Here is a 19,436-nt window from a genome sequence, read left to right as displayed (position 1 = left end):
CTCGAGGACGCCATGGCCCCGAGCAACCAGGCCACCGACCAGGCACCGACGCGCGTCGCGCATACGGGTCCGCGTCGACCGGAGCCGTCGAGCCCTCTCTGCACTTCTTCCTCGACCGCTGCCGCGAGGCCTACCTTGAGGAGTTCGACGCGTTCGTGCGGGTCGTCCAGGACGGCCGGGAGCGCTCACCCGGGTTCGCCGACGGGAGGGCGGCCACCGGCCGGACCGTGTCCGTGGCGCCCGCCCCGAGCCAGCCGCTCCGCAGCAGATCGGCATAAAGGGAGCCCCGTGGACTCGGGCGTCCGTTAACGTCGTGCCCGGGTCGGCCGTGGGACTTGACCGCGACTTCCGAGAACTGCCTTCGAAAGCATCCTTCACGCTGATCGCGCCGCCGCTCCCCGGCCGACCCCCTGTCCAGCCGGAAGCCTCCCCATGAGCGACACCTACACCGACCTGTTGGCCTGCGAGGACCTGCTGCTGTTCGCCAGCGCCGCCATCTCCGCCACCGGCCAGCGCGAGTTCCACTCCGCTGCCGGGGACCAGCGACTGTCCCTCGACTTCCTGCACGACTACGTCCACCACAGCCTCCCGGACCTGTACGCGGCCACGCTGGCGCTGCACGTCAACGACCACAACGCCATGCGCATCGTGCACACCCTGCTCTCGCGGCCCCGGACCGACGCCTCCGCGGACGAGCGCGCCCGCGAGAACGCACTCATCCGCCGCCGCCTGGCCCGTACCCCGCCCCAGCGCGTCTACCGGCTCTTCCGCCGTCTGGCCGCGGAGCGGGTCAACAACCGGCGCACGCGGGCCACCATCCGCCACTGGCTGGAGCAGCGCCCGGACCTGACCCTGGACGCGGTGAAGTACCGCAAGGGCCTGCGCGACGCCGCCCGCCACGCCCGCCCGCGCCTGCCCGAGGACGTCGGCCGGTTCCTCTTCTCCTCCCCCAGCGGGCGCCGCCGCCACCGGTACCCGGATTCCCCGTTGCTGCGCGCGCACGGCCGCGCCCACCACTCCGCGCGGGACCTGTACGACCTGCCGTTCACCGTCGCCGAGGGGTTCGCCGCCCGCCACCGGGTCCCCCGAGCCCGCTTCCTGGAACTCATCCGGGAGCGCACCACTGGCGCGGAACGGACACGGCTGACCGACACCGCCCGCCGTGCAGGGGTTGCGCCCTTGGGTGCCCTGGACGACGCGCCTCTGGTCCGGCTGTGCTCGTACGTGCTGGGCCTGGCGCCGCACGAGCGGCGGGAACGGCGGCGCGAACTCGAACACGCGCTGGAGCGTTCGGCCGGGCGCACGGCCGGTGCGCTGGCCGGGACCTGGCCGCCCACCGCGCTGGTCCTGGACGACAGCTACTCGTCGTTCGGCTCCCCCACCAGGCGCAACCGTCCGCTGGCCACCGCCCTGGCCTGCCACTATCTGGTGTCGGTTCTGTCCCCCGGGGCCACCACCCACTGGCTGTCGGGACACACCGACCACCTGACCGTGCGCCCGCTGGGCCCCACCCACCTGGCTGAGCGCATCCTGGACGCCTTGGAGCTCCGCCCCGACCGGGTGGTCGTGGTCTCCGACGGCCACGATTCCGAACCCGCCCTGCTGGCGGACACCCTGCTGCTGTGGCGCCGCCGCCTGGACCCGGGCCATGCCACCACCGTGGTCCACCTCAATCCGGCCTTCGACGCCGACCACCTGGGCATGCGACCGCTGAGCCCGGCCGTGCCCACCATCGGCCTGCACGATCCGGCGACCCTGCCGTCCCTGGTGGAGCTGGCCCGGTTCGGTGCGGGGCACCTCGGCCTGTCCGACCTGCGCGCGCACCTGGAGGCGACCGTCACCGCCTATCTGGAGGACCGTTGATCGCTGAAGGGGTGCGCACCGGCCCCGACCAGCGCTGGGGCAACGTCCGCCTGGTCCCTCTGCTGCGCGGGGAAGGGGTCGAAGGGCTGCGCCTGCACCCGGCGCTGTCGGGGATCACGCCCGACCGCCCCGAGGAAACCCCGGAGGGAGCGGAGAGCCCCGATCCGGAGCCGGTGGCCTACCTGCCGCACGCCTACGTCGCCTCCTGCTGGGGCGACGACCCGCTGCCCGGTGCCGTCTACGGAACCCACCTGCTCTCCCCTTGGGACCGGCCGGACCCCGCACGCGTCCACTTGTCCTCCCGCCGCGGCCAAGTGAGCCGGTTCGAGCGCGACCGGCCCCGGTACCTGCCGTGGCGGTTGAACGTGGAAGGTCACCTGGCACTGCGTTTCGACTCCCCCGACATCGCCTGGGAGCACCTGAACCGCACCCTGCTGCGCACTGGCCGCATGGGCGCCCCCGCCGAGGCCGCCTACCTCGGCCAGGAGATCGGCGATCTGGCCCGGGCGCTGGAGCTGTTCGAGATCCACCCCGAACAGTGCGGGTTGGCGCTCTACGTCACGGACGAACTGGCCGCAGTCCACCTCGCCCCGCATCCGCACGACTACCGGCTCCTGCACCCGTCGCTTCTGCTGGACCTGTTCGGGGAGACTCTGTACACGCGCGGGCTGCTGACACTCGCGGCGCCGTCCCTGTACCAGCCCATCCGCGAGGAGGGGGTTCGGACGCTGGCCGACCTGCGCCGCGCGGTCACCGAGAGCCGCGCCGCATCGGTGAGGAACCACGACGAGCTCATGCTCTCCTCCCTCACCGAGCAGGACAGCACGCTCCGGAAGGCCGGGGAACACGGCGGCTTCATGCTGCGCCGGTTCCGGCCGCCCTTCACCCGGGGCACTGGCCAGTACGTGGGCGAGGTCGTCACGTGTCCGGACGGGCGTACTGCCTACCTGAGCGCCTTCCGCCTGTCCCCCGCCCAGGTCCGCCGGGGCCACCTTCTGCGTGTGCTCGACGAGACCGGGTGGCGGACCGACCTGGCAGCGGAGGCCCTGGGCTCCAGCCACGCGGACCTGCTCACCCGCCTGGAGCGCACCGGCCTGGAACACCTGCTCAACCCGGACGTGCTTCTGCAACACCGGTCCGCGCGCCTGCGCCGTGTGGGACGTCGCGAACCCTGACGGTCAGTGGATTCCGGCGCCCCCGCACACGCTGAGGACCTGGCCGGTGGTGAAGGCGGCGCCCGGCGAGGCCAGGTAGGCGACCGCCGCGCCGACCTCTTCCGGTCGGCCCATGCGCTTGATGGCCTGGCCCTCCAGGGAATAGGCCACCGATCGCGTCATGGCGGTGGCGATCGGCCCCGGGGCGACGGAGTTGCAGGTGATGCCCCAGTCACCGACCTCCTTGGCCACCCACTTGGTCAGGGCGAGCACGCCCCCTTTGGACGCTGCGTAGGCGGGTCCGGAGCGGCCGAGGGACCCGTTCCCGGAGCTCGGACCGCCCATGAACCCGGAGATCGAACTGACGTTGATGATCCTGCCCCGGCCTTGGTCCCGCATGTGCGGATAGACGGCGGCCTGGGTGTAGAGGAAAGCACCGCGCAGATTGGTGTCCAGGTCGCGATTCCAGTGCTCATCACCGATCATCTCCAGGTCGTCGCGGCTCGCGGTGCCGGCGTTGTTGACCACGATGTCCAGCGAGCCGAGGCGCCCAACGGTCCCGGTCACCGATCCCCGCACCTGTTCACGGTCGCGCACGTCGACCCGCGAGTACTCGAACACGGACCCGGGGATGTCGCGCCGCAGCGTTAGGACCTGTTCCTCGGCGTCCGCGACGTCGACGAGCATGACGCTGGCACCCTGTCGGGCCAGGGCCCTGACGATCTCCAGGCCGATGCCCTGTGCGGCACCCGTCACCAGGGCCACGCGTCCGGTCAGATCGAAGGATGTCATTCGTGGTTGCCCTTTCCTAGAAGCCCAGCAGATCGGGAAGCCAGTTGGACACCGCCGGTACGTAGGCGACGATGAACAGGACGATGAGGCCTGCGGCCAGGAACGGTCGAATACCCGAGAGAACCTCGCCGAGCTGGGCTCGCGCGATGCCCGCGGCCACGAAGAGGTTGATGCCGATCGGCGGTGTGATGAGCCCGAGCGCCAGGCTCACGGTCATCATGACGCCGATGGTCGTGACATCGACCCCCACCGCGAGGAGGACCGGGGCGATGATCGGCACCAGCAGGTACAGCGCGGAAACCGCGTCGATGAACGCCCCGATGACGAGCAGGATCACGATCGCGACCAGCGTGATGAGCACGCGGTTCTCGGTGATGGTGAAAAGGAGGTCCGCCACGGAGGTGGCCAGCTCGTTGGAGGTGACCACGTAGGCGAAGACCGATGCGGAGCCGACGATGAACATCACAACGGACGTCTGGAGTGTCGCCGCGACGAAGACCTGCGGAAGCGCGTCGAACCGCAGTTCGCGGTAGACGAAGAGGCCGACCACTAGTGCGTAGCAGGCCGAGGCGATGCCGGACTCCGTCGGAGTGACGACCCCGCTGTAGATTCCCCCCAGGATGATGACGGGGACCAGGAGGCCGGGAAGAGCGCGCACGAACGCCTTCCCCAGACCGCGCATTCCGTCCAAGCGCGCGCCGCCGTCCTCGGTGTCGGCGGCCGCACCTTCCTTGGAGGCGCTGCCGGAGGTCATCGGCGCGGACGTGCCGCCCCCTTTCCGCCCCCGCGCTCCGGCCGCCTCAAGGGTCCGCTCAGCCGTCACCTGTTCTCGGGGCAGGAACAGGCAAGCGATCATGAGGGCCACGGCAAGCATGATGCCGGGGACGACCCCGGCCATGAAGAGCCTGGCGATCGACACCCCCGCGAAGTCGCTCACGATGACCGCGAAGATGATGAAGGTGATGCTCGGTGGCAGGATGATCCCCATCGAGCCCGCGGTCGCCAGGAGGGAGGTCGCGTGGCGGGTCTGGTAGCCGTGCCGGACCAGGGCCGGGATCAGGATGGCGCCGATCGCCGCCACGGTCGCCGGTCCGGAACCGGCGATCGCCGAGAAGAGGAAGGTCGCCACAATGGCGACGAAGGCGAGTCCGTGTTTACGGGCCCCCACACAGGCTTGGGCGAAGTCCACCAGCCGTTTGGAGATCCCGGCCTTGATCATGAGGACGCCGGTCAGAATGAAGAACGGGATGGCCAGCAGGGTCTCGGCAGCGGCTGAGGCGTAGAAGACACTCGGCACGATGGACAGTTCAGCGAAGCCGCCCATCGCGATGAGCCCGGCCACCGCCGACAGCCCGAGGGCGAAGGCCACCGGAACGCCCAGCAAGAGGAGAACGAAGAAGGTGCCGAAGAGTACGAGGGCGATCATCGCTGCGCTCCTTCGTCCGCGGTTTCGATGGGATCGACGGTGTTGTCGGCGCCAGCCATACGGATGCTGACGACGGCCGCCTGGATCGCGCGTACCGAACCCAGGACCCCGCCGACCGGCAGCGCGAGGGTGAACAGCCAGTGCGGAATCCCGATCGCGGGCGTGGCCCGGCCGAGCTCGACCTGGTGAACGACGAGCTGCGTACCGTAGGCGATGAACACGGCGAGATAGGCGAGCACGGCGACGGTGATGAGAACCGTCATGGCCGCCCTGGCGGTGCCGGTCGTCCTGTCGTACAGGAGGCTGAAGCCGAGGTGGGCGCCTTCACGCAGACCGATGACCGACCCGATCATGATGAGCCAGACGGCGAGGTTGACGGTGATCTCGCTGGTGAATGCGAGTGACCCACCGAGGAAGTAGCGGCTGACGACGTTCAGGAGCGCCAGGGTCGCCACGGCCGCGAAGACAGCGGTCGCCAGGGCGTTCTCGACGTGACGGAGGGCATTGTCGAGCATGGTTACTCCTGGGGGCGCACGGCGTCGGTGAGTTGCTCGCCCCACACCGACTCGTACTCTTCGTGAAGGGGGCGCAGGGTGTCCTGGAAGGCGGCGATCTGTTCGTCGTCCAGGGTGATCACCTCCATGAGTTCGGCTTGCTCCGCCAGCTGTGACTCCTCCAAGTCCCGGTTGCTCGCGACCTGGAGCTCGTTGGCCTCCGCGGCGGCACCCCGCACGATCTCCTGGTCCTCGGGGGGCAGGGATTCGAAGAGGTCCTGGTTCATCCCGAGCACGAGCGGGTCGTACACGTAGTTCCACACCGTGAGGTGGTCCTGGACCTCTTCGAGCCCGGCCGAGGAGATCACGTCCATCGGGTTCTCCTGGCCGTCGATGGTCCCCTGCTGCAGTGAGGTGAAGACCTCGGCGAAGTTCATCGTCGCCGGGTTGGCGCCCAGCTCCTGGTACATATCGGTGAACAGGCCGATGCCGGGGATACGGACCTTGATGCCTTCAAGGTCCTCGGGGGCCCGGATCGGGCGGGTGTTGTTGGTGACCTGGCGGAATCCGCTCTCACCGAAACCGAGCATCTCGACGCCCCGCTCTGCGGCGAGCTCGGTGTAGGCGTCCAGTGCTCCCGACTCGATGGCCTCGTCCGCCTCGGTGTAGTCGGTGTAGAGGAAAGGGGCGTTGATCGCACCGAACCGCGGGTCGATCCCGGCGTAGATGATGGTCGAGTTATAGGAGAAGTCCTTGTCACCGCGCATGAGCTGTTCGACCCCCGCGGCGGGGTCCCCGGCGGAGAGCTGTTCGTTGGGGAAGATCCGGATGCTCATTCTCCCGTCGGACCGCTCCTCCACCAGTTCGGCGAAGTGTTCGGCACCCTCGAACCAGGTAGAGGTGGTACCGACGGTGACGGTCATGTCCCAGACGTAGCGGGCCCCGCCGTCGTCCGCCGTGGCGTTGACGCCGCAGGCCGTGAGTGTCAGGCAGCCCGCCATGACGAGGCCCGGCACTCTCAAACTCACCTTCATTCGATGGCTCCCTAGGTCACCCCGTCACCCGCCGCTCGAGTGGGACCAAGTGGTGCTGACGCGGTGCATCCGCGCCATGTGGTCGCGGGTGATAGCGATCTGCTGGCCCGGATAGCCACGAGTATGCAGTCAATGTGACCGGGGTCACGACCGCCGGGTGTCGAGATTTCCGGAAACCGGTTCCTCGCTTTGTCGAAACACGGAGTTCACCGCGGCGTCGTGCCCGGTTCGGGGACGGGGCACGGGGCCTTCGACCAGTTCGAGCAACCGCAGTCCCAGGTGGAAGCTGAGGCGGACGCCGCCGTCCGAGAAGTCCGACCGGGTGATGTTCTCGATCTGCCGCAACCGGTAGTACAGGGAGGTCCGGTGGATATGCAGCTCCGAAGCGGCCGACGGACTGGAACCCGCGTGTTCGAGATAGGCACGGAGCGTCTCCACGAGCGTCCCGTGCGGGTCCCTGGCGGTCAGCTCCCGAAGGCCGTCGGGGATCAGTGCGGGGGTGAGGTGATCGGCTGGGACGGCCAACAGGGTTCGGTACACACCCAGTTCGGACCACAGGGCGATGCCCCCGGTCGCGGCCACGAGGCGGGCCCCGCGTACCGCGGTCTCCGCCTGCTCCCGTGAGGACCAGGCTTGGTCGATGTCTCGGGTGGGCCCTCCGACGCCGACGACGCACCACGCGGACCCGCCGAGGAAGCCGTGCACGTCGTGCCTCGCCGAGGCCGCCCTGCGCCGCGCCTCGTCATCCCCGCACTTCCTGTTGGTGGTGTACAGCATGACGGCCCGGTTTCCTCGGATGAAGAAGGAGAGCTCCTGTTCGCGGCCTCTCGTGACCGACGTGAGGGCGGCACGGAGAGCGGTGTCGACCTGGGCGGGCTCCGCGTCCGGGGCCTCTATCACGTCCACGACGCTCACCTGCGCGTACCGGGCCTCCTTCAACCAGCCGTTGCGCTCAAGGGCCCGACGGCTGACGGCGCGCTGTGCATCCGCGGGGCCGAGGAACCCTTCCAGGGCGGCCTCGTGCTCGGCCGCACGCCCCTTGTTGGCACCGGTATCCCGGCTGAGTACCGCGGCCATGGCCGACACGGCCTCCCCGATGGTCCGGACCTGCTCGTCACTGAGCGAGTCATCCGGGTTGATCACCGTGAGCAGGCCCAGCAAGGTGTTGCGCCAGCGGACCGGCGCACAGTAGCGCGCTTTCATACGCAAGTCAGGACGGGCCGGAACGATCCCCGGCTCGGTCCACATGGTGATCCCCTGATCGAGCAGGTGACGGATCGCCTCGGTCGAGGCGACTCGTTGGAGGATCGCGTGCACGCGTACCTCGTCCTGTTCACCGAAGTGCCGACTCGCGCACAGCACGTGGAGTGAGGGGTCGTTGACCGCGACGGACCGGCCGATCTCGTCCGCTAGGGCATCGACGATGCGCTGCAGTTCGTTCTCTCCCATGCTGGCCTACCGTGCGTGCTCTGGTACCGCACACCTCCTTCCGGCGTCTCATATTAGAAGCGCTGAACATGCTTTTTCTACGGATAGAGGAAGGTTGTTCCCACCCTTTCGACTCCCGGAGGTGTCCTGGTCGGCGGGAAGGTGCAGATACTTGCCCCAAAGCGCACGCTGGACCAGAGGGTGCACGGCAATGCGTACCACCACCCCGGTGCGCCGCCGCCCCGCGGAGGAGGAACACCATGATCCAGTTCCGTGACGGAACGGAACAGCCACGCCGCGAGGCCCTCGACCATCCAGGTCCGCGGGCGGCTGACCGCCTCACATCGGTGAGCGCGCACACCTTCGCCCGGCGTGTACGCCTACCGGCCGGAAAGCGGCTCCTCGACGCGCTCGCGGAGGTCGTCGATGCAGTGGGCTGTACCAGCGCCCAGGCCGAGATCATGGGCGGCACTCTGGACCGTGTCAGCTACAGCACGCCCGACGCGGCTGCGAGCAGCTCCTCCGCGGTCGGTTTCAGCCCGGTCAAGGAGGCGGTCGCACCGGCCCAGCTGGTCACTGCCTCAGCCACGCTCGGACACCGCGAAGGGCGCAGGTTCATGCACTGCCACGCCGCCTGGTTGGACTCCGAGGGGGAGCTGCACGCCGGGCACCTGTGGCCCGAGACCACAGTGGGCGCTGTGCCCGTCCACGCGGTCGTCCACCTCTTGCCGGGGGTGGATCTGGTCAGCGAAGAGGATCCCGAGACCGGCATGCCCGTGTTCACACCGCGAACGGGGACGCACCACAGTGTGGTCGGCAGCGCGGACCCCACGGCGAGGGCTGTCCTGTCCCGGGTCCGGCCGGGCGAGGAGATCACGGGGGCGGTCGAAGAGGTCTGCCGCCGCCACGGCTTCGACCTGGCCGTGGTCCACGCCAGCCTCGGGAGCCTCATCGGCGCAGACCTGCACCGGAGAGACGGCCTCGTCTACGTGGACGGACCCGCGACCGAGGTCGTCAACGCCACGGGGACGCTGCGCGCGACGGACTGCGGCGGGTTCGACGGCGAGCTGTCCACCGTCCTCGTCGACCGGCACGGGGCGGTCCACGCCGGACGCCTGGCCCGCGGCCGCAACCTCGTGGCCGTCACCTTCGAACTATTGGTAACCGAGGAGACTCCGGGTGGCGAACATGGGTGACCGGTTGGCGGGTAAGGTCGCGCTGGTCTTCGGCGCGGGATCGAGCGGTGAACGGGTCAGCAACGGCCGGGCGGCGGCCCTGACCTTCGCCCGGGAAGGCGCCAAGGTCGCTGCCATCGACGTCGACGCCGACCAGGCCCGGCGCACGGCGAAGGAGATCACGGCCGAGGGCGGCAGTGCCGTCGCCCTGACAGCCGACGTGACCGCCGAGGACCAGGTTCAGGCGGCCGTGGGCGCGGCCGAGGAACTCCTGGGCACGCCCTCGGTCCTGCACAACAACGTGGGGTTCGCCCAGATGGGTGACCTGACAGAACTAGGTCTGCGGGATTGGCAGGCTGCACTCGACATCAACGTGACGAGCATGTTCCTGACCTGTAAGCACGTCGTACCCCGCATGGTCACCGCCGGCGGCGGAGCGATCGTCAACGTGTCGTCCGTCGCCGCGATCCGCGCCGTCGGCTATTCCTACCCCGGCTACAGCGCAGCGAAGGCGGCCGTCAACCAGCTCACGGTCTCGTTGGCGCTGCGCTACGCGCGTGACGGTGTACGTGTCAACGCGGTCGTACCCGGCCTGATCGACACTCCGATGGTCACCAATCAGGTCGCCTCGGGGGAAGAGAGCCAGCGGCGACGCGACGAGGCCAGCCCCACCGGGCGGATGGGCAGCCCGTGGGACGTCGCCGCGGCGGCGCTCTACCTCGCCTCCGACGAGGCGGCCTACGTCAACGCAGTGGCACTCGCCGTGGACGGAGGGCTCTCCCAGCGGTGCGTCTGAGCCCGGCCGGTCCGGGGGCCGCGTGGCACGTCGCACGCGACCCCGGCGGCCAGCGGCGCATCCAGGGCGTTCACCTCACCGATCAGGTGTGCGCACTCACTCGCGCTTGGGGATCCCATCCGGCGTCCTCCAACAGGCCGCGAATGGTCCGCTTGACGACCTTGCCGTACCCGGACTTGGGCAGGTCTGACCACAGGAGGAAGTGCCGGGGAAGCTTGTAGCGGGCAAGGCGGCCGTCGAGCCACTCCCGGAGCTCGTCAGGGGAGGGAGCGGCACCGGGCTTGGGGACGCACACCGCCACACCGACCTCGCCCCAGTCGGGGTCGGGCATGCCCAGGACCGCCGCCTCCGCGACCCCGGGGTGAAGCAGGAGCTTCTCCTCTATGTCGCGGGGGTGGATGTTCGATCCACCGGAGATGTACATGTCCGAAGCGCGGCCCGTGACGTACAGGTACCCCTCCTCGTCCAGCAGGCCCAGGTCCCCGGTCCGGAACCACCCGTCGCGGAACCCGGCGGCGTTGGCGGTCTCGTTGTCCAGGTACCCGGAGAAGACCGCCGGTCCGGCGACACAGATCTCCCCCTGTTCACCCGCGCTCAGCTCACGTCCGTCCCCGTCCTGGACGCTGATCTGTATACCGGTCCGCGGACGGCCGCACGTACCGATGCCCACGCCCTGGGGCCGCGGTCGCCCGTGCTCGCCGGGGGTGAGCACGGTGATGTTCCCGGTGACTTCGCCAAGGCCGTAGTACTGAACGAGCACCTCGCCCAGGACATCCCGCGCGCGCTCCTGGTCGGCGTCGTACATGGGAGCCCCCGCGTAGACCACGTAGCGCAGGCTGGAGTGGTCGTGGCGGCCGACAGCCGGGTGCTCCACAATCCGTTTGAGGATGGTGGGGACGGTGAACACGTTGGAGACGCGCTCGCGCTCGACCAGCCGCCAGACCTCTTCGGCGTCGAACCGCGCGGAGGAGGTCAGCACAGAGGCCGCGCCCCTGGCCACCTGGGGCAGCAGGTGGATACCCGACCCATGCGACAGCGGTGCCACTACCAGGGACACGTCTTCGTGGGTCGTCGCGGGCATCAGGTCGGCCAGGTGATTGGTGATCACGAACCCCATCTGGTCGTGGGTGAGGACCGCGGCCTTGGGTGTTCCGCTGGTACCGGAGGTGAAGAAGTACCAGCACGGATCGTCCACCCCCACACTCGCGTCCGCCAGATCGGAGGCGGCCACGGAGGCGACCGCGTCGCCATCGCCCGCCTCAGCCCCGATCAGGAGTGTGCCCGCAGGCAATCCGTGGGCGTCGGCTACAGCTTGAGCGTGTTCGGCGAGGCCGCGATGGCACAGGGCCGCCTTCGGGCGGCACACACCCGCAATGGTCGCCACCTCCGACGGGGTGAGCCGCGCGTTGGTGGGCGCCAACACCGCACCGAGACGCCACACGGCGAACATGGACTGGACGAACTCGACGTGGTTCGGGCTGTGCAGCAGGACGCGGTCACCGTGGCCGACACCGCGCTCGCGCAGTTCCCGAGCGAGCCCGCTCGCCGCCCGGTCGAGTTCGCGCCAGGTCCACCGTGCTTCGCCACTGACCAGGGCAGTGGATTCGGGAAGCCTGCGCGCGGTCTGGGTGAGCAGGTGCGCGAGGTTCACCGCGCGGTCCGTTCGACGCCTCATCGCTGCCCCTCCAGGACCGACGCGTAGTTGGCGACCGCGGCACCGCCCATGTTGAACACACCCGCGAGTCCTGCGCGGGGCAACTGCATCCCCTCAGCCTCGCCGGTGAGCTGCATTGCGGCCATCACGTGCTGCGACACTCCGGTGGCTCCGATCGGATGCCCCTTGGACTTGAGCCCGCCGGACACGTTGGTGGGAAGTGCGCCGGTCCGATCTGTGACACCGTCGGCGATCACCTCGGCTCCCTGACCGGGTGCCGCGAGCCCGAAGGCCTCGTACTGGAGCAGTTCGGCCAGGGTGAAGCAGTCATGGGTCTCGAGCAGGTCGAGATCCAACACGGAGAGCCCCGCACCCTCCAGGGCCGCGGAGAAGGCCTCGGCGGCTCCGTCGAACCGCAGCGGATCATCGCGACGGCTCAGGCGCAGGGGCGCGTTGGCCTGGGCGCGGGCCCGGACGGTCACGGCGCGTCGTGCCGCGCGGGCGACGTCGGGCACCGCCACGACCACGGCCGCGGCTCCGTCGGAGATCATCGAGCAGTCGGTACGAAGGAGGGGGCCGGCCACTCGCGGGTTCCGCTCAGACTCGGTCGTGCAGAAGTCCACTCCCAGGTCCTTGCGTACGTGGGCAAAGGGATTGGCCACCCCGTTGCCGTGGTTCTTCGCCGCGATCGACGCGAGTGCCTTGCGCGGATCCCCATACCGGTCGGCGTACTGACCGGCCAGTGACCCGAAGATCCCGGCGAAGCTGCCCGCCCCGGCTTCGGTCCGCCGGTGGGAGGCCGCCAGGAGGACGTCGCCCGTCCGTTCCGAGGGCACAGCCGTCATCTTCTCCGCGCCGACGACGAGTGCGGTACGCCCGCGCCCGGAGTCGAGGTGGTCGAGCGCAGCGAACAGCGCCGCGCTCCCGGTCGCGCAGGCGTTCTCCACACGAGTGGCCCGTGTTCGAGCCAGTTCGGGCAGGGCGGTGCCGACGAGGGCCGCCTCGAATCCCTGTGCGGAGAAACCGTTGTTGAACACTCCGACGTAGACAGCGTCGATATCGGACGGTTCCAGGCCCGCGTCGCGGATCGCGTCCGGGGCGACCTCAGCGACCAGGTCCTCCACGTCCGTGTGCGCTGACTTGCCGAACCTGGTGTGGGACCAGCCGATGATACTGGGCGGTGCTGACATGCTCGACCTCCGTGGAAACCGCGGTCTGGTAGGTCGAGTCTCGAATGTGAGCGGCCTTGAGAACACCGCGCTCAGTCGGGAGTTCAGGGCATCGCTTCCTCGTTCTGTAGGAATACCCGCCCACGGGTACGGGGCGAAAATGTCCCTCACCCCGTCCACGACGATCACAGCCCCAGCATGAGGACGCCTCCCGAGACGACGGCGAAGGCAAGCACGATGAACCGGAGTGTGGACGCGTCTACTCGGTGGTGCAGGAGACGGCTCAGCCATACCCCTGCGGCCAGGGCGGGCAGGACCAGCGCGGCCGACCGGAACTGTTCCGTGTGCACCTGTCCGGCGGCGCCCAGCACGGCCAGGGAGACGACCTGACCGACCAGGAAGCAGGCACAGATGGTGGCGCGCATCTCCGCCGGCGGGCGGTGCTGGTACGCGAGGGCCAGGGGCGGGCCGCCGATTCCGGTCGCGGTCTCGGTGACACCGGTGACGGCCCCGGCGGCGAGGAAGGTCCTCCGGCCGGGGACGAACACGGGGGCTGCGAGGCTCACCAGGGCGGCGAGGACCATGGACAGCCCGACCAGGAACTCCAGCGATCGTTCGGAGACCGCGGCGAGCAGGAGGACACCGGCCGGCGTGGTGGCCAGACGGGCGATCGTGATCCAGCTAGCCCCTCGGAGGTCCAGCGCCTCCCGCTCGCGCCAGGCGATGTACAGGTTGAGCGGGACCATGACGGCCAGCAGGAACCCCGGGAGGAGCTCCGGAGCCGCCATTCCCACGACGGGCGCCACGATCAGGGCGAAGCCCAGGCCGCTCGTCCCCTGGACGAACGCCGCGACCGCGACCGTCGCCGCGAGCAGGACGAGGAAACCGCCGGTCATCGTGCCGTGTTCCGGTGACGATCCCGGTGTTCGGCGAAGACCGCGGTGATCAGGTTGCGGTCGTCCGGCCGCCCGAGTTCCCTTGGCATGCCCCGGGAGCGTGCCAGCTCCGGCGTGTCCGTGTCCAGCCGGGGTGGGCCGGCGGCCCGTTCGGCTCCGCCCCTGAGAAGGAGCCGAGCAGACGGCCGGACCAGGTCAGTACAGGCACGCACTTCGGTACAGGCGCGCACCCGACAACCAGGTGCCGCGTTCGGTGATCTCGGCGATCTCCATGGGGTCGACCGCGCGCGGGTCGCGGTCCAGCCACACCAGGTCGGCGAAGGCACCCGTGCCCAGGGTCCCCCAGGACGTCTCGGCACCGGCCTGGTAGGCGACGCCGGACGTGTAGGCGCGCAACGCCTCCTCCGCGGTCAGGCGCTCGTGCGGCAGCCACCCCTCCTCCGGGTCGCCGTCGAAGGTGCGGCGGGTGACCGCCACCTGGATCCCGTCCAGGGGGCGCTCGCTGCTCACCGGCCAGTCGCTGCCGAAGCTGATCGGCACCCCGGCGCGCAGCAGCGTGGCCGTCGGGTACTGCAGCGCGGCCCGGCGCTCGCCCAGGCGCGGGACGGTCAGGACGGTCTGCAGGGGGTCGGGCTGGGACCAGTAGGGCTCGAAGTTGGCGATCACCCCCAGTTCCCGGAAGCGCGGCAGGTCGTCGGGGTCCACCAGCTGGGTGTGCGCGATAACCGGGCGGCGTTCGCGGCCGGGTTCGCGCTCGCGGGCGTGGGCCACCGCGTCGAGGGCGATGCGGATCCCCGCGTCACCGATGGCGTGGATGTGGATACCGAAACCGAGGCGGTCGAAGGCGGCCACCGCTTCGGCCAGTTCGGCGGCCTCCCACACCGGCATCCCGTGGGAGTGGGGGCAGTCCGCGTAGGGGGCCAGCAGGGCGGCGGTCCCGGACTCGATCACCCCGTCGGCGAAGAACTTCACAGTCCGGGCGGTGAGCATGTCCCGCGCCCCGGGCTCCGCGCGGACCCGTTTCCGCAGTTCGGGGAAGGTGCGCAGCTGTTCGCGCCAGCGGTTCGGGGAGGCGCGCTGGGCGAGGTCGACGCGGGTGTTGAGCGTGCCCTGCCGGGCGGCGGCCAAGTACACCTCGGCCAGGTCGGGCTCGACCCAGGCGTCCTGGTACCAGGTGAGCCCGCTCCGCGCGTAGCGCTCACCCGCCAGGGCCAGGGCTTGCGCGCGGGCTTCCGGTCCCGGGTCGGGCACCAGGTCCATGACCAGGTTCACCGCGCCCCACTCGCGCAGGGTCCCGGCCGGGCTGCCGTCCTCGCGGCGCACGATCTCACCGTTGGCGGGGTCGGGGGTGTGCTCGGTGATCCCGGCCCGGCGCAGGGCCTCGGAGTTGACCCACACGGTGTGGTAGTCGGCGGCCCGCAGGACCACGGGGCGGTTCGGGACGGCGGCGTCCAGCCAACGGGCGTCAAGGACCCCGTCGGCGACGATCGCGGGGTCGTAGCTGCCGCCGACGATCCACTCGGCCTCCGGCCGCTCCGTCGCCCACGCGCCGACCGCGTCGACGATCGCGCGGGGGTCGGTCAGCTCGCCCACGGGCGGCCCCTGGGCCTCCATTCCGCCGAAGACCGGATGGGCGTGACCGTCGCCGAAAGAGGGCATGAGCAGGCCGCCCTCCAGGTCGATGACCTCCGCGGCCCGCGAGCGCTGGGCCGCGGCCTCGTCCCCGAGGGCGATGATCCGGCCGCCCGAGGCGGCCAGCGCGGTGGTGTCGCCGCGCCCCGTCCGCACGGTGCCTCCGGTCCAGAGCGTCACGTCCTCCATACGGCCCCTCCATTATCTGAACGATCGTTCGAAGAACTGTAACCGCTGTGGCCCCCAGCACACCAGGGGTGTAGGGGCGCTAGGATCGATGCGGTCGACCGGGGGGAGGAACATGGCTCGGCCCCGGAACCAGGAGCGGCAGCGGCGCACCCTGCTCGACGCCGCCACCTCCGCGATCGCCGAACGCGGCGCGGACGCGCTCTCGGCGCGCCAGGTCGCCGCCCGGGCGGGCGTCTCCCCGCCCACGGTCATGTACTACTACCCGCGCATGGACGACCTGGCCGCCGCAGTCCGCGACGACGCCGTACGCCGTTTCTGCGTCGCCCGCGAAGAGATCGCGGCACGGACCGAGGATCCCGCCGCGCTCCTGGTCGCGCTGGCCGCGGCCGGACTGCCCACCGGCAGGGACGACACGCTCGTCGCCGCCGTCGTGCGGATGTTCGGCATGGCCCGCACCGATGAGCGGCACGCACAGGCGGTGACCGCCTTCTGGGACCGCCAGGTGGGGATGTTCGAGCAGGTGGTGACCTCCGGGGCGGAGGCCGGGGTGTTCGCTCCGCGCCTTCCCGTGCGCACCGTGGGCGAACACCTGGTCGCCTTGGAGGACGCGTACGGCATCCAGATCGTCACCGGCGACGGATCCATGGGGCGCGCACGGGCGCTGGACCTGGTGTGCGCCTATGCGGAGGCGGTCCTCGGCTGCCGGTTCCCGCGCACCTGAGCCAGCGCCAGGCCCAGCCCTCCCCCGCTCACCGCAGGGTCAGGCTTCCGCGCACGTCGAGGCGCGCACCCGGAGGTCGATCGGTATCCGCGCGGCCGGGCCTGGATCCGAGGGCGCCCCGTTCTCGAGCACGTCCAGCAGCGCCCGCAGCCCTTCGGCGCCCAGGGTGCGCGGGTGCAGGTCCAACGCGGTGATCTGTGGTGACGAGAGGCGCAGCGCTGTGCTGTCGACGCAGGACGCCACCAGCAGGTCCTCTCCCGGCCGACGGCCCATCTCGCGGGCTGCCGTCACCGCCGCGAGCGCGCCCCCGTCGGGCGCGGCCACGAGCGCGTCCGGCGCGTCGGCCCTTCCCAGCAGCTCACGGGTGGCCCGGGCCATGTCGTCGGCGGTCGCCGCGAACGGGACCTCCGCCACGCCTGGTTCGATGCCCCGCTCGCGGCACCAGTCACGGTGGGCCTCCCGCAGGGCGCGGCCCCAGGAGGAGGACGGCCCGGGCGCCACGAGCGCGGGCCTGCCCGCCCCCTGTTCGGCCAGGTGGTCCAGCAGGAGGCGGGTACCGCGGCGGTGGTCGGAGGAGACGGTCGCGGCGGGCGCGGGCAGCTCCGGTGGCACGTCCTCGCCGGAGACCACGGGACGGCGGTCCTCCAGGAGGGCGGCGACAGCGGGATCGTCGGCCAGCGGGTCCACTAACAGGAAACCGTCGACGTGCAGCGACCCGGGGGCCTGCTCCGCCTGCCGGGAGGAGACCAGGGTGACGCTGAGTTCGCCGCGCTGGGCGGCGTCGACGGCACCGAAGGCGACTTCCATGTAGTAGGCGAGCGAGGAGGTGTGGCGGGGCAGGAGGAGCCCCACTGCCCCGGAGCGCTCCTTGCGCAGGTTGCGCGCCCCGACGTGGACCTCGTAGCGCAGATCCCTGGCGGCGGCGCGCACCCGGTCGCGGGTGGCCTGGGAGATCCGCCCGCCTCCGGAGAGGGCGAGGGAGGCGGTCGTGCGCGACACCCCCGCATGTCTGGCGACGTCCTTGAGGGTCACTGCGGGGTCCTTCGGCACGGTCACACCGTAACAGCGCCGGTCAAAGTTTCCGCCCAGTAGGCGTTGACACCGCCCGGAGCGTTGCATCTAAACTCCTGCACCACGCAGTGCGGAATCGATTCATCACAGGTCACGCCAGGGCCCGGCGCGATCCCGACCGTTGTGCCGAACGTGCAGACCCAAGCGGCTCCCCACCGCCACACCGCCTGACCCACCGGCCCGCGTTCCGGGCCAGAGAGGCTGACCCCCTTGAGCTCCACCACCGCACCGGGCTCCACCGGCCCCGGCCTGCGCCGGGTGCTGGGCGTGCCCGCCCTCGTCCTGTTCGGCCTCGTCTACATGGTGCCGCTGACCGTCTTCACCACGTACGGCCTCGTCACACAGATCACCGGCGGTCGCGTCCCTGCCGCCTACCTCATCACCTTGGCCGTCATGGCCTTCACCGCGCTGTCCTACGCCCGGATGGTGCGCGCCTTCCCGTACGCGGGATCGGCCTACACCTACACGCAGAAGTCGTTCGGCCCGGGGCTGGGCTTCATGGCGGGCTGGTCGCTGCTCCTGGACTACCTGTTCCTGCCGACGATCAACTACCTCCTCATCGGCATCTACCTGAGCGCGGCCATCCCCGCCGTGCCACCGTGGGTGTTCATCCTCGCGGCTATCGCCCTGGTGACCGCACTCAACATCGTCGGCATCGTGTCGGTGACCCGGGCCAATTTCGCGATCATCGCCGCCCAGGGCCTCTTCATCGTCGTCTTCCTCGCGCTCGGCCTCGGTTCGCTCTCCGGGCACGTCGACCTGCTGGCCCCCTTCACCGGGGACGGAACGGTGGCCGAGAACGCCGCCCTGTTCACCGGCGCCGCGGTGCTGTGCCTGTCCTTCCTGGGCTTCGACGCGGTCTCCGCGCTGGCCGAGGAGGCCAAGGACGCCCGCCGCGACGTGCCGCGGGCTATCGTCATCGCGACCATCAGCGCCGGACTCCTCTACGTCCTGCTGTCCTACGTCGCCCAGTTGGTGTTCCCGTCCAACGACTTCACCGACGTCGACTCCGGTGCGCTCGACGTCATGCTCGCGGCGGGCGGGCAGCTCCTGGCGACCCTGTTCACTGCCGCCTACATCGCCGGCTGCCTGGGCTCGGCGGTGGCCTCGAAGGCCTCGGTGTCGCGCATCCTGTTCTCGATGGGCCGCGACGGCGTGCTGCCCACCCGCGTGTTCGGGCGGCTGTGGGCCCGCTTCGCCACCCCGGTCGGGGCGATTCTCGTGGTCGCTGCGGTCTCGCTGATGGCCGTGGTGGTCGACCTCGCCCTGATCGCGGAGATGATCAGCTTCGGCGCGCTGGCCGCCTTCTCCGCGGTGAACCTGTCCGTGGTCAAGCACTACTACATCGACCAGCGGCGCCGCGACGGCGTGCGCGACACGGTCGTGTACCTGGTCCTGCCCGGGACGGGCTTCCTGCTGACGGTGTGGCTGTGGACCAGCCTGGCCCCGTTCACCCTGCTCATCGGGCTCGGGTGGATGGCTGTCGGGCTCGGCTACCTGGCCTGGGTCACCCGAGGGTTCCGACGGTCGGCGCCCACGCTGGACCTGACCGAGAACGCGGAACCAGCCGACCGGGGCCGGTGAGGGACGGCAGAGAACAGTGACCGGCGGCCCCGCCGGAACGCGGGGCCCGGTGGGGCGCCCTGGGTTACTCCCCCGGTCGGCCCGCCCAACAACCCGTCAGCGCAGCTGTCTGCGAGGTTGAGGGCGCACAGGTCCAGCACGATGGTGGCCCTGAGCGACTCGTTGAGCTCAGTGCGCGGGCCCCAGACCACCACCTGGCGGCTGACCCCCAGCAACGTGGTCGGTTCGTTCGTCCGGGAACGGTCGAGCGCCCGGGTTGCGGCCAGGGCATCAACGGGGCCTGCCTCGACACGTCCTGGAAGTGGTGAGCCCTCGGAGTCCGCGGGTCGGCGTCCGGGCACCGGAACCCTCCCGTCCC

General features: G+C 70.4%; 16 protein-coding genes. 6 read left to right on the top strand and 10 right to left on the bottom strand.

Annotated elements, in window-relative coordinates:
* Positions 1-432 precede the first annotated feature (432 nt).
* Complete coding sequence (locus ACYVD1_RS04285; RefSeq protein WP_460768036.1) at positions 433-1,863, top strand: hypothetical protein; 1,431 nt, start codon at positions 433-435, stop codon at positions 1,861-1,863.
* Complete coding sequence (locus ACYVD1_RS04280; RefSeq protein ID WP_460768034.1) at positions 1,860-3,038, top strand: ARPP-2 domain-containing protein; 1,179 nt, start codon at positions 1,860-1,862, stop codon at positions 3,036-3,038. Before ACYVD1_RS04285 ends, ACYVD1_RS04280 begins: the two co-directional genes overlap by 4 nt.
* 3 nt (positions 3,039-3,041) lie before the next feature.
* On the opposite strand, the gene ACYVD1_RS04275 is transcribed toward ACYVD1_RS04280, so the two are convergent.
* From ACYVD1_RS04275 to ACYVD1_RS04255, 5 genes are all read right to left on the bottom strand, one after another.
* Positions 3,042-3,809, bottom strand: coding sequence for an SDR family NAD(P)-dependent oxidoreductase (locus ACYVD1_RS04275; protein WP_460768031.1), 768 nt, complete (start codon positions 3,807-3,809; stop codon positions 3,042-3,044).
* Positions 3,810-3,825: 16 nt separating this feature from the next.
* Positions 3,826-5,235, bottom strand: coding sequence for a TRAP transporter large permease (locus ACYVD1_RS04270; protein ID WP_460768029.1), 1,410 nt, complete (start codon positions 5,233-5,235; stop codon positions 3,826-3,828).
* The gene (locus ACYVD1_RS04265; protein ID WP_460768027.1) at positions 5,232-5,750 is read right to left on the bottom strand and encodes a TRAP transporter small permease; all 519 of its coding nucleotides are present in this window, start codon (positions 5,748-5,750) and stop codon (positions 5,232-5,234) included. Before ACYVD1_RS04265 ends, ACYVD1_RS04270 begins: the two co-directional genes overlap by 4 nt.
* A 2-nt stretch (positions 5,751-5,752) precedes the next feature.
* A complete protein-coding gene (locus tag ACYVD1_RS04260; RefSeq protein WP_460768025.1) occupies positions 5,753-6,763 on the bottom strand; it encodes a DctP family TRAP transporter solute-binding subunit in 1,011 nt (336 codons plus the stop codon).
* 144 nt (positions 6,764-6,907) lie between these two features.
* A complete protein-coding gene (locus ACYVD1_RS04255; protein ID WP_460768023.1) occupies positions 6,908-8,212 on the bottom strand; it encodes a PucR family transcriptional regulator in 1,305 nt (434 codons plus the stop codon).
* Positions 8,213-8,451: 239 nt separating this feature from the next.
* On the opposite strand from ACYVD1_RS04255, the gene ACYVD1_RS04250 reads away from it, so the two are divergent.
* Both ACYVD1_RS04250 and ACYVD1_RS04245 read left to right on the top strand, forming a co-directional pair.
* Positions 8,452-9,387, top strand: coding sequence for a PCC domain-containing protein (locus ACYVD1_RS04250; protein WP_460768021.1), 936 nt, complete (start codon positions 8,452-8,454; stop codon positions 9,385-9,387).
* A complete protein-coding gene (locus ACYVD1_RS04245; RefSeq protein WP_460768237.1) occupies positions 9,380-10,162 on the top strand; it encodes an SDR family NAD(P)-dependent oxidoreductase in 783 nt (260 codons plus the stop codon). The genes ACYVD1_RS04250 and ACYVD1_RS04245 overlap by 8 nt, the downstream gene beginning before the upstream one ends.
* Before the next feature lie 82 nt (positions 10,163-10,244).
* On the opposite strand, the gene ACYVD1_RS04240 is transcribed toward ACYVD1_RS04245, so the two are convergent.
* From ACYVD1_RS04240 to ACYVD1_RS04225, 4 genes are all read right to left on the bottom strand, one after another.
* On the bottom strand, positions 10,245-11,837 hold the full coding sequence (locus ACYVD1_RS04240) for an acyl-CoA synthetase (protein ID WP_460768017.1): 1,593 nt from the start codon (positions 11,835-11,837) through the stop codon (positions 10,245-10,247).
* Positions 11,834-13,006, bottom strand: coding sequence for a thiolase domain-containing protein (locus tag ACYVD1_RS04235; RefSeq protein ID WP_460768012.1), 1,173 nt, complete (start codon positions 13,004-13,006; stop codon positions 11,834-11,836). Before ACYVD1_RS04235 ends, ACYVD1_RS04240 begins: the two co-directional genes overlap by 4 nt.
* Before the next feature lie 164 nt (positions 13,007-13,170).
* Positions 13,171-13,881: a TSUP family transporter gene (locus ACYVD1_RS04230; protein ID WP_460768009.1), complete on the bottom strand. Its 711-nt coding sequence runs from the start codon at positions 13,879-13,881 to the stop codon at positions 13,171-13,173.
* 195 nt (positions 13,882-14,076) lie between these two features.
* Positions 14,077-15,702 carry an amidohydrolase gene (locus tag ACYVD1_RS04225; protein WP_460768006.1) on the bottom strand — a complete coding sequence of 542 codons (1,626 nt, stop codon included), beginning with the start codon at positions 15,700-15,702 and terminating at the stop codon, positions 14,077-14,079.
* Positions 15,703-15,814: 112 nt separating this feature from the next.
* Between ACYVD1_RS04225 and ACYVD1_RS04220 the strand changes: the two genes are divergently transcribed.
* Positions 15,815-16,423 (top strand): TetR/AcrR family transcriptional regulator, encoded by a 609-nt coding sequence (locus ACYVD1_RS04220; RefSeq protein WP_460768001.1) that lies wholly within the window; start codon positions 15,815-15,817, stop codon positions 16,421-16,423.
* A 39-nt stretch (positions 16,424-16,462) separates the two neighbouring features.
* Here ACYVD1_RS04220 and ACYVD1_RS04215 read toward each other — a convergent pair whose 3' ends face one another.
* The gene (locus ACYVD1_RS04215; protein ID WP_460767996.1) at positions 16,463-17,473 is read right to left on the bottom strand and encodes a LacI family DNA-binding transcriptional regulator; all 1,011 of its coding nucleotides are present in this window, start codon (positions 17,471-17,473) and stop codon (positions 16,463-16,465) included.
* 231 nt (positions 17,474-17,704) lie between these two features.
* On the opposite strand from ACYVD1_RS04215, the gene ACYVD1_RS04210 reads away from it, so the two are divergent.
* A complete protein-coding gene (locus tag ACYVD1_RS04210; protein ID WP_460767990.1) occupies positions 17,705-19,078 on the top strand; it encodes an APC family permease in 1,374 nt (457 codons plus the stop codon).
* The last annotated feature ends 358 nt before the right edge of the window (positions 19,079-19,436 follow it).

The organism is Nocardiopsis nanhaiensis, from assembly GCF_054778635.1.
The sequence above is the reverse complement of the archived record's forward strand: the minus strand, read 5'-3'. Positions and strand labels throughout refer to the sequence as shown.

Coding starts and splice junctions, on each gene's coding strand:
- ACYVD1_RS04285 (WP_460768036.1), top strand. CDS start 433: ATGAGCGACACCTACACCGACCTGTTGGCCTGCGAGGACCTGCTGCTG.
- ACYVD1_RS04275 (WP_460768031.1), bottom strand. CDS start 3,809: ATGACATCCTTCGATCTGACCGGACGCGTGGCCCTGGTGACGGGTGCC.
- ACYVD1_RS04270 (WP_460768029.1), bottom strand. CDS start 5,235: ATGATCGCCCTCGTACTCTTCGGCACCTTCTTCGTTCTCCTCTTGCTG.
- ACYVD1_RS04265 (WP_460768027.1), bottom strand. CDS start 5,750: ATGCTCGACAATGCCCTCCGTCACGTCGAGAACGCCCTGGCGACCGCT.
- ACYVD1_RS04260 (WP_460768025.1), bottom strand. CDS start 6,763: ATGAAGGTGAGTTTGAGAGTGCCGGGCCTCGTCATGGCGGGCTGCCTG.
- ACYVD1_RS04255 (WP_460768023.1), bottom strand. CDS start 8,212: ATGGGAGAGAACGAACTGCAGCGCATCGTCGATGCCCTAGCGGACGAG.
- ACYVD1_RS04250 (WP_460768021.1), top strand. CDS start 8,452: ATGATCCAGTTCCGTGACGGAACGGAACAGCCACGCCGCGAGGCCCTC.
- ACYVD1_RS04245 (WP_460768237.1), top strand. CDS start 9,380: ATGGGTGACCGGTTGGCGGGTAAGGTCGCGCTGGTCTTCGGCGCGGGA.
- ACYVD1_RS04240 (WP_460768017.1), bottom strand. CDS start 11,837: ATGAGGCGTCGAACGGACCGCGCGGTGAACCTCGCGCACCTGCTCACC.
- ACYVD1_RS04235 (WP_460768012.1), bottom strand. CDS start 13,006: ATGTCAGCACCGCCCAGTATCATCGGCTGGTCCCACACCAGGTTCGGC.
- ACYVD1_RS04230 (WP_460768009.1), bottom strand. CDS start 13,881: ATGACCGGCGGTTTCCTCGTCCTGCTCGCGGCGACGGTCGCGGTCGCG.
- ACYVD1_RS04225 (WP_460768006.1), bottom strand. CDS start 15,702: ATGGAGGACGTGACGCTCTGGACCGGAGGCACCGTGCGGACGGGGCGC.
- ACYVD1_RS04220 (WP_460768001.1), top strand. CDS start 15,815: ATGGCTCGGCCCCGGAACCAGGAGCGGCAGCGGCGCACCCTGCTCGAC.